We start from the raw sequence: 7536 nt of genomic DNA, 5'->3' as shown, positions 1-7536 counted from the left end.
GGTTACATTCCGAACCCGGAAGCTAAGCCTCACAGCGCCGATGGTACTGCAGGGGGGACCCTGTGGGAGAGTAGGACACCGCCGAACAATCTTTGGAAGGACCCCTGGTCCCAGCGTTCAGCTGGGACCAGGGGTCCTTTTGTTTTTACAATGCTTGCGGTACCTAAGACAGGAGTCACCATGTCCACCAACTCTCCCGACGACCGACCGGAGCGCGACCAGCGGCGACGGGACAGTGGTGACCGCGCCGGCTACCGCGGCGACCGCGGCGGCTACCGTCGCGACAACGACCGCCGTGATGACCGCGGCGGGGACCGTCCGCCCTTCCGCCGCGACGACGACCGTGGTGGTTACGGCCGCCGCGACGACCACCGCGGCGACCGGGGCGGTTTCCGGCGCGACGAGCGGCGTGACGACCGCCGTGACGACCGTCGTGACGACCGGGGTGGCTTCCGCCGGGACGAGCGGCGTGACGACCGTGGCGGCTACGGCCGCAGGGACGACCGTCGTGACGACCGCGGTTCGCGTCCGGCGTTCCAGCGTGACGACCGTGACCGTGGGCCGCGCAGGGACGACCGCCGTGACGACCGCGGTTTCCGCCGCGACGACAGGCGTGACGACCGGCGTGACGACCGTCGCGATGACCGCGGCGGGGACCGTCCGCCCTTCCGCCGCGACGACGACCGTGGTGGTTACGGCCGCCGCGAGGACACCCGGGGCGGCGGCTACGGCGACCGTCGTGACGACCGGGGCGGCTTCCGGCGTGAGGACAACCGCGGTGAGCGCGGCGGCGGTTTCCGCGGCCGTGACGACCGCGGTGGGCGTGGGCCGAGGCGGGACGACCGCGGTGGTCGCCCCGGTGGCTTCCGGGGTCGGGACGACCGTCGGGACGACCGCCGCGACGACAGGCGTGACGACCGCCGGGGCGGTGGCCGCTTCCGCGACGAGCGTGACCGGGACCGCGACCGCGAGCCGATCAAGCGGCTGCCGATCCCGGAGGACGTCACCGGCGAGGAGATCGACAAGGACGTCCGGCAGGAGCTGCAGAGCCTGCCCAAGACGCTCGCGGACGACGTCGCGAAGAACCTGGTGATGGTCGCCCGGCTCATCGACGAGGACCCCGAGGGCGCCTACGGCTACTCCAGGGTGGCCCTGCGCCTGGCGTCCCGTGTGGCTGCCGTACGCGAGGCCGCCGGGTTCGCGGCGTACGCGAACCAGAAGTACAGCGAGGCTCTCGCCGAGTTCCGGGCCGCGCGGCGGATGACCGGCACGGTGGAGCTGTGGCCGGTGATGGCCGACTGCGAGCGTGGGCTCGGGCGGCCGGAGAAGGCGCTGGACATGGCCGGTGCCTCCGAGGTGCACAAGCTGGACAAGGCCGGTCAGGTCGAGATGCGGCTCGTCGCTGCCGGTGCGCGGCGTGACATGGGTCAGCTGGACGCCGCCATCGTGACCCTGCAGAGCCCGGAGTTGGCCTCCAACGCGGTCCAGCCGTGGACCGCGCGGCTGCGGTACGCCTACGCCGACGCGCTGCTGGCCGCCGGCCGTGAGGCCGAGGCGCGGGAGTGGTTCGCGAAGGCCGTGGAGGCGGACCGGGACGGCAGCACGGACGCCTCGGACCGGCTCGCCGAGCTGGACGGCGTGGAGTTCGTCGACGCCCTGGACGCGACCGAGGGTGAGCCCGAGAAGCTGTCGCAGGAGGACGGCGAGGACGGCGACGAGGAGTGACCTGTAGCCGCTGAGACGAGAAGAGGGCAGACCCCCGGGGGGCCTGCCCTCTTCCGCGTTCGGGGCGCTCAGATCTCCAGTGCCCGCAGCACCAGTCCCGAGGCCGGCTTCGGGCCGAACGACGTCGACTTGCGGGGCATCGTGACGCCCTGTCGGGCCAGGTCGCGTACGACTTCCTCGCGGACGGGGTGCATCAGGACGGCCGTGCTGCCGTCGTGTTCGGCCTTGGCGACCGTGGCGGCCGTGTCATGGATGTAGGCGATGTGGGCGGCGGAGTCCTCGGGGATGTGCCACACGTGGTCGAGCAGTGCGGCGTGCAGGACCGTGGCGTCCAGGGAGCGCCAGGCCGCCGGGCGGTCGGCCGGGATCGTACGGGCCAGCAGGTCGGGGTCCGGGTGGTCGAGCAGGTGGAAGGCGCCGTCGCCGGCCAGCAGGAAGGCGTTGCCCGCGCAGGACGCGTCCGCCAGTGCCTCCAGTGCCTCGGCGAGCGAGGTGTCGAGGCGCCGTACCCGGAACAGGCCCCCCACCGCCGTGACCGCGTCCGCGACGGCCAGGCCGTGCAGCAGGCGGTGGATGGCGCGGACGCGCAGCGGGTAGCGGGCCGTGTCGACGAGCAGGACCAGGCCGTGGTCCCAGGGGCTGGGGGAGGGGTGTTCCGCGCGCAGACGCAGGTAGGTGGCCCAGCGGTGGTGGCCGTCGGCGATCAGGGCCTGCTGGTGGGAGAGATCGGACTGGACGCGGGCCAGGTCGGCGGGGTCGGTGATGGACCAGAGGCGGTGGTGGAAGCCGTCCTCTGTGGTCGTGGCCAGCAGCGGGGGCTTCTCCGCCGTGCGCTCGACGACCTCGGCGGCCGTGCCGTCGCCGCGGTAGGTCAGCAGCAGCGGTTCCAGGTTCGCGCGCGTGGCCCGCATGAGGGCCGCGCGGTCGGCGACCACGGGCGGCATGACGTCCTCGTGCGGCAGCACCACGCCCTCGGCGGGCTCGGAGACCCGCAGCGCGCCGATGACACCGCGCTGGAGCATGCCGTTGCCGTCCCGCTGCTCGTAGACGTACAGGCCGGGCTCCGGGTCCGCGGTGAGGATGCCCTCGTCCAGCCAGCGGCGCAGTGTGTCGGCTGCCTGCTCGGTACCGGCGCTGGGGGTGCCGGCCTGGGGCAGGATCAGCCGAACGATGTTGTAGGGATCGGCCGACTGGAGGTGGTGCACCCCGTCGGGGCGGACGACGACGTCGTACGGCGGGGAGGTGACGGAAGCCAGGCTGCCGACCCGGTGGGGGTCGTAACGAAGGCCTCGGAACGGGGTGAGTTCCAGGCCCCGGCGCGCCGTTGCTTCCGAGTGACCTGCAGGGTTCATCCCGGCATCGTACGTGTGTCGGTGGCGTGCGGGATGATCGGGGGAAAGGCGATCGAACGAGGAGCGATGTGGAATGAGCCAGACGGTCAGGACGAGGCCCGAGGGCAGTGGGCAGCCCCTGAGCGAGGCGTACGACACGGCGCTGCTCGATCTGGACGGGGTGGTGTACGCGGGCGGGAACGCGATCGCGCACGCGGTCGACTCGCTGGCGGTGGCCCGCTCGGGCGGGATGCATCTGGCGTACGTCACCAACAACGCGTTGCGGACCCCGGACACGGTGGCGGAGCACCTGACGGAGCTGGGGATACCGACGGGTGCCGACGACGTCATCACGTCGGCGCAGGCGGTCGCGCGGCTGATCAGTGAGCAGGTGCCGGCCGGGGCGCGGGTGCTGGTGATCGGCGGCGAGGGGCTGCGGGTGGCGCTGCGCGAGCGGGGGCTGACCCCCGTGGAGTCGGCGGACGACGATCCGGCGGCGGTCGTGCAGGGGTACGGCGGGCCGGATCTGACCTGGGGACGGTTCGCGGAGGCGTCGTACGCGGTCGCGCGCGGGGTGCCGTGGTTCGCGTCCAACACGGACCTGACGATCCCGAGCGGGCGGGGCATCGCGCCGGGCAACGGGGCGGCCGTGGAGGTCGTACGGATCGCGACGGGCAAGGAGCCGCAGGTGGCGGGCAAGCCGCTGCCGCCGATGCACCGCGAGACGATCATCCGGACGGGTGCGAAGCGCCCGCTGGTGGTCGGGGACCGGCTGGACACGGACATCGAGGGCGCGTTCCACGGTGAGGTGGACTCGCTGCTGGTGCTGACCGGTGTCACCGACGGCGCCCAGCTGCTCGCCGCGCCGCCGCAGCACCGGCCGACCTACGTGGACGCCGATCTGCGGGGTCTGCTCACCGGGCAGCCGGAGGTCACCCCGGCCGGCGAGGGCTTCCGCTGCGGCGGGTTCACCGCGACGGCAGGGGCGGGCCGGCTTGAATTGGAGGGCGACGGGGAGGCGCTGGACGGACTGCGGGCGCTGTGCGCGGCGGCCTGGGCCGCGGCCGGGGACGGCTCCTGCGAGCTTGACGGGGGGAAGGCGCTGGCCCGACTCGGACTGTGACGCGTCCGCACCCGGGATCGAGATTCTGGGCGAGGGTAGGCTAACCTAACCTCGTGTTGGTCGACAGTCCTCCGGAACAGCGCGCGGAGACCACCCCCGCGCCCCCAACCCACCAGGCGTTCAGGGCTCTTGGGCTCCTGCTGTCCGCCGTGATCCTGGTGCTCGTCGCCGTGGCGAGCATCGCGATCGGGGCGAAAGCCCTGGCGCCGGACCAGGTCTGGCACGGCCTGTTCCACGACACGGGGACGTACGGCGACGTCGTCGTCGACGAGCGGCTCTCGCGCACGGTCCTCGGTCTGCTGGCGGGTGCCGCGCTCGGCCTGGCGGGTGCCGTGCTCCAGGCCCTCACCCGCAATCCGCTGGCCGATCCCGGGCTGCTCGGCATCAACGCGGGCGCCTCCGCCGCCGTCGTCACGGCCATCACCTGCTTCGGCGTCACCAGCCTGACCGGCTATGTGTGGTTCGCCTTTCTCGGGGCTGCGGGGGTCGGCGCGCTGGTGTGGTTCCTCGGCGGCAGCCGGGGCGCCACCCCGGTACGGCTCGCACTCGCCGGTACGGCGGTCAGCGCCGCCCTGTACGGCTATCTCCAGGCCGTGATGATCATGGACGACGCGGCGCTGGGCAGGATGCGCTTCTGGACGGTGGGTTCGCTGGCCTCGGCCACGAACTCGGCCATCCTGCAGGTGCTGCCGTTCCTCGCGGTCGGCACCGTCCTGGCGCTCGCGCTGGCCCGGCCGCTGAACGCCATGGAGATGGGCGACGACACGGCCCGAGCCCTCGGCGCCCACCCGAGCCGCACCCGCGCTCTGGCCATGCTGGCCGCCACCGTGCTGTGCGGTGCCGCGACCGCCGCCTGCGGTCCCATCATGTTCGTCGGCCTGATGGTCCCGCACGCGGTGCGCTCCTTCACGGGTCCCGACCTGCGCTGGATCCTGCCGTACGCCACGGTCCTCTCGCCCGTGCTGCTGCTCGGCGCCGATGTCGTCGGCCGGGTCGTGGCCCGCCCCTCGGAGCTCCAGGTCGGTATCGTCACCGCGCTCATCGGCGGCCCGGTCTTCATCTTTCTCGTACGACGGCGCAGGACGGCCCAGCTGTGAAGACCCGCTCCCTCAACCGGGCCGTCCGCACGCCGGGAGGACTCTCCCTGCGCCTGGACCTGCGGGCCGTGCTCGTGGTCGTCCTGTTGCTGGCCGCCGCCTGCGCCGCGGGCGTCGCGCTGATCGGCACCGGTGACGCGAAGATCCCCGCGGCCGACGTGCTCAGAACCCTCGCCGGGAACGGCAACGCGTACCAGGACTTCATCGTCAACGAACTGCGGCTGCCGCGCGTCCTGGTCGGCCTGCTGGTCGGCGCCTCGCTCGGTCTCGGCGGTGCCCTGTTCCAGTCCATCTCCCGCAACCCGCTCGGCAGTCCGGACGTGCTGGGCCTCTCCCAGGGCTCGACGGCCGGCGCACTGGTCGTCATCGTCCTGATGTCCGGAAGCGCCGCCCAGGTCACCCTCGGCGCGCTGGCCGGCGGCCTGGTGACCGGCCTCGCCATGTACCTGCTCGCCTGGAAGCAGGGTGTGCACGGGTACCGGTTCGTTCTGGTCGGCATCGGCGTCTCGGCGTTCCTGACCGCCGTCAACGGCTATCTGCTCACCAAGGCCGACCTGGTCGACGCGGCCCGCGCGGTCGTGTGGATGACCGGCTCCCTGGGCGGCCGTGACTGGGAGCAGGTCTGGCCGTTGCTCGGCCTGTGCGCCGGCCTCGTCCCGGTGGTTCTCACGGGCGCGCGCGGGCTGCGGATGACGGAGATGGGCGACGACGTCGCGAACGCGCTCGGGGTGCGGGTGCAGCGCCTCCGGCTGGTGCTGATGGTCTCCGCCGTGCTGCTCGTCGCGGCGGCCACCGCGGCGGCCGGACCCGTCAGTTTCGTCGCGCTCACCGCCCCGCAGCTCGCCCGCCGTCTGACCCGCTCGCCGGGTCCGAACCTGGTGCCCTCCCTGTGCATGGGCGCCGCCCTGCTGGTCGCCGCCGACTGGGCCTCGCAGCGCGCCTTCGGCGCCGACCAGCTGCCCGTCGGCGTGGTCACCGGCGTCCTCGGCGGCTGCTATCTGCTGTGGCTGCTGGTCACCGAGCGCAGGGCGGGCCGGATATGAGCGCCGTCCCCGAGTCAGACCGCAAGAGGAGCACCGTGAACCGCCTGTCCGCCGAGAACGTCACCCTCGCCTACGACCAGCGCGTCATCGCCGAACAGCTGTCGGTGGAGATCCCCGACAACTCCTTCACGGTGATCGTCGGCCCGAACGCGTGCGGCAAGTCGACGCTGCTGCGGGCGCTGTCACGGATGCTCAGGCCGACCGGGGGCAGGGTGCTCCTCGACGGACAGGTCATCCAGTCGATGCCCGCCAAGAAGGTGGCGCGCAGCCTCGGCCTGCTGCCCCAGTCGTCCATCGCGCCGGACGGCATCACCGTCGCCGACCTCGTCGGCCGCGGCCGCTACCCGCACCAGGGCCTGCTGCGCCAGTGGTCGGCGCAGGACGAGCGGGTGGTGCGGGAGTCGATGCGGCAGACCGGCGTCGCGGAGCTCGCCGGCCGGTACGTGGACGAGCTGTCCGGCGGGCAGCGGCAGCGGGTGTGGATCGCCATGGCGCTCGCCCAGCAGACCCCGCTGCTGCTCCTGGACGAGCCGACCACCTACCTCGACATCCAGCACCAGATCGACGTCCTCGACCTGTGTGCCGAGCTGCACGAGACCCAGGGCCGCACCCTGGTCGCCGTCCTGCACGACCTCAACCACGCGGCCCGCTACGCCACCCACCTCATCGCCCTGCGCGACGGCCGGGTGATCGCCGAGGGCGCCCCGAACGACATCGTCACGGCCGAACTGGTGGAGCAGGTGTTCGGGCTGCGGTGTCAGGTCATCGACGACCCCGAGACCGGCACCCCGCTGGTCGTACCCGCGGCGCGCAGGGCACGGCAGGAGCGGGTCACAGCAGCTTCCTGAGCCGGAACAGGTCCAGCAGGCTCGCCTCCAGCCTGACCCGGCCCGAGCCCCAGGCGGTCGCGAAGTTCAGCTCGCCGGCCACCAGGGCCACCAGGTCGTCCCCGGCCATGGCGAGCCTGATCTGCGCCCTCTCCCGCGGCGGCCCGGGATGCGTCTCGTCCACCTCGATCCGGCCGCCTGTCATCCGGCCGGCGAAGGTGACGTCCAGATCGGTGATGTGGCAGCTCACCGAGCGGTCCATGGCGGCGGCCGCGCGAACGTCGCCCTCGGCGCCCTGCATGTTGTCCGAAAGCTTTCCCAGTGCGGCGCGGCACTCCTCGATCGTGGCCATCGCCCACGACGGTACCCCAGCGGTTCGGGGTAGCGTCT

The 7536-nt window shown here is 72.7% G+C and carries 7 protein-coding genes and 1 rRNA gene; 6 read left to right on the top strand and 2 right to left on the bottom strand.

The window, feature by feature from the left end:
• Positions 1-87 (top strand): 5S ribosomal RNA (gene rrf, locus ACZ7HQ_RS29480); the annotation flags it as partial.
• A gap of 897 nt (positions 88-984) precedes the next feature.
• The gene (locus tag ACZ7HQ_RS29475; RefSeq protein ID WP_470996185.1) at positions 985-1725 is read left to right on the top strand and encodes a tetratricopeptide repeat protein; all 741 of its coding nucleotides are present in this window, start codon (positions 985-987) and stop codon (positions 1723-1725) included.
• Positions 1726-1793: 68 nt separating this feature from the next.
• On the opposite strand, the gene ACZ7HQ_RS29470 is transcribed toward ACZ7HQ_RS29475, so the two are convergent.
• A complete protein-coding gene (locus ACZ7HQ_RS29470; protein WP_470996156.1) occupies positions 1794-3077 on the bottom strand; it encodes a DUF1015 domain-containing protein in 1284 nt (427 codons plus the stop codon).
• Between the two features lie 73 nt (positions 3078-3150).
• On the opposite strand from ACZ7HQ_RS29470, the gene ACZ7HQ_RS29465 reads away from it, so the two are divergent.
• The 4 genes from ACZ7HQ_RS29465 to ACZ7HQ_RS29450 are packed head-to-tail and all read left to right on the top strand — an operon-like array spanning position 3151 to position 7167.
• Positions 3151-4179, top strand: a complete 1029-nt coding sequence (locus tag ACZ7HQ_RS29465) for an HAD hydrolase-like protein (RefSeq protein WP_470996153.1) — start codon at positions 3151-3153, stop codon at positions 4177-4179.
• A gap of 53 nt (positions 4180-4232) precedes the next feature.
• Positions 4233-5276, top strand: coding sequence for a FecCD family ABC transporter permease (locus tag ACZ7HQ_RS29460; protein ID WP_470996150.1), 1044 nt, complete (start codon positions 4233-4235; stop codon positions 5274-5276).
• Complete coding sequence (locus tag ACZ7HQ_RS29455) at positions 5273-6319, top strand: FecCD family ABC transporter permease (protein ID WP_470996147.1); 1047 nt, start codon at positions 5273-5275, stop codon at positions 6317-6319. Before ACZ7HQ_RS29460 ends, ACZ7HQ_RS29455 begins: the two co-directional genes overlap by 4 nt.
• Positions 6316-7167 carry an ABC transporter ATP-binding protein gene (locus ACZ7HQ_RS29450; RefSeq protein WP_470996144.1) on the top strand — a complete coding sequence of 284 codons (852 nt, stop codon included), beginning with the start codon at positions 6316-6318 and terminating at the stop codon, positions 7165-7167. The genes ACZ7HQ_RS29455 and ACZ7HQ_RS29450 overlap by 4 nt, the downstream gene beginning before the upstream one ends.
• On the opposite strand, the gene ACZ7HQ_RS29445 is transcribed toward ACZ7HQ_RS29450, so the two are convergent.
• Positions 7151-7498 carry a sterol-binding protein gene (locus ACZ7HQ_RS29445; protein WP_470996141.1) on the bottom strand — a complete coding sequence of 116 codons (348 nt, stop codon included), beginning with the start codon at positions 7496-7498 and terminating at the stop codon, positions 7151-7153. The genes ACZ7HQ_RS29450 and ACZ7HQ_RS29445 overlap by 17 nt on opposite strands.
• Positions 7499-7536 lie beyond the last annotated feature (38 nt).

Source organism: Streptomyces sp. NPDC037290, assembly GCF_055603245.1.
Note: the sequence above shows the minus strand (reverse complement) of the source record. Positions and strands in the feature narration are given on the sequence as shown.

Coding starts and splice junctions, on each gene's coding strand:
- ACZ7HQ_RS29470 (WP_470996156.1), bottom strand. CDS start 3,077: ATGAACCCTGCAGGTCACTCGGAAGCAACGGCGCGCCGGGGCCTGGAA.
- ACZ7HQ_RS29450 (WP_470996144.1), top strand. CDS start 6,316: ATGAGCGCCGTCCCCGAGTCAGACCGCAAGAGGAGCACCGTGAACCGC.
- ACZ7HQ_RS29445 (WP_470996141.1), bottom strand. CDS start 7,498: ATGGCCACGATCGAGGAGTGCCGCGCCGCACTGGGAAAGCTTTCGGAC.
- ACZ7HQ_RS29465 (WP_470996153.1), top strand. CDS start 3,151: ATGAGCCAGACGGTCAGGACGAGGCCCGAGGGCAGTGGGCAGCCCCTG.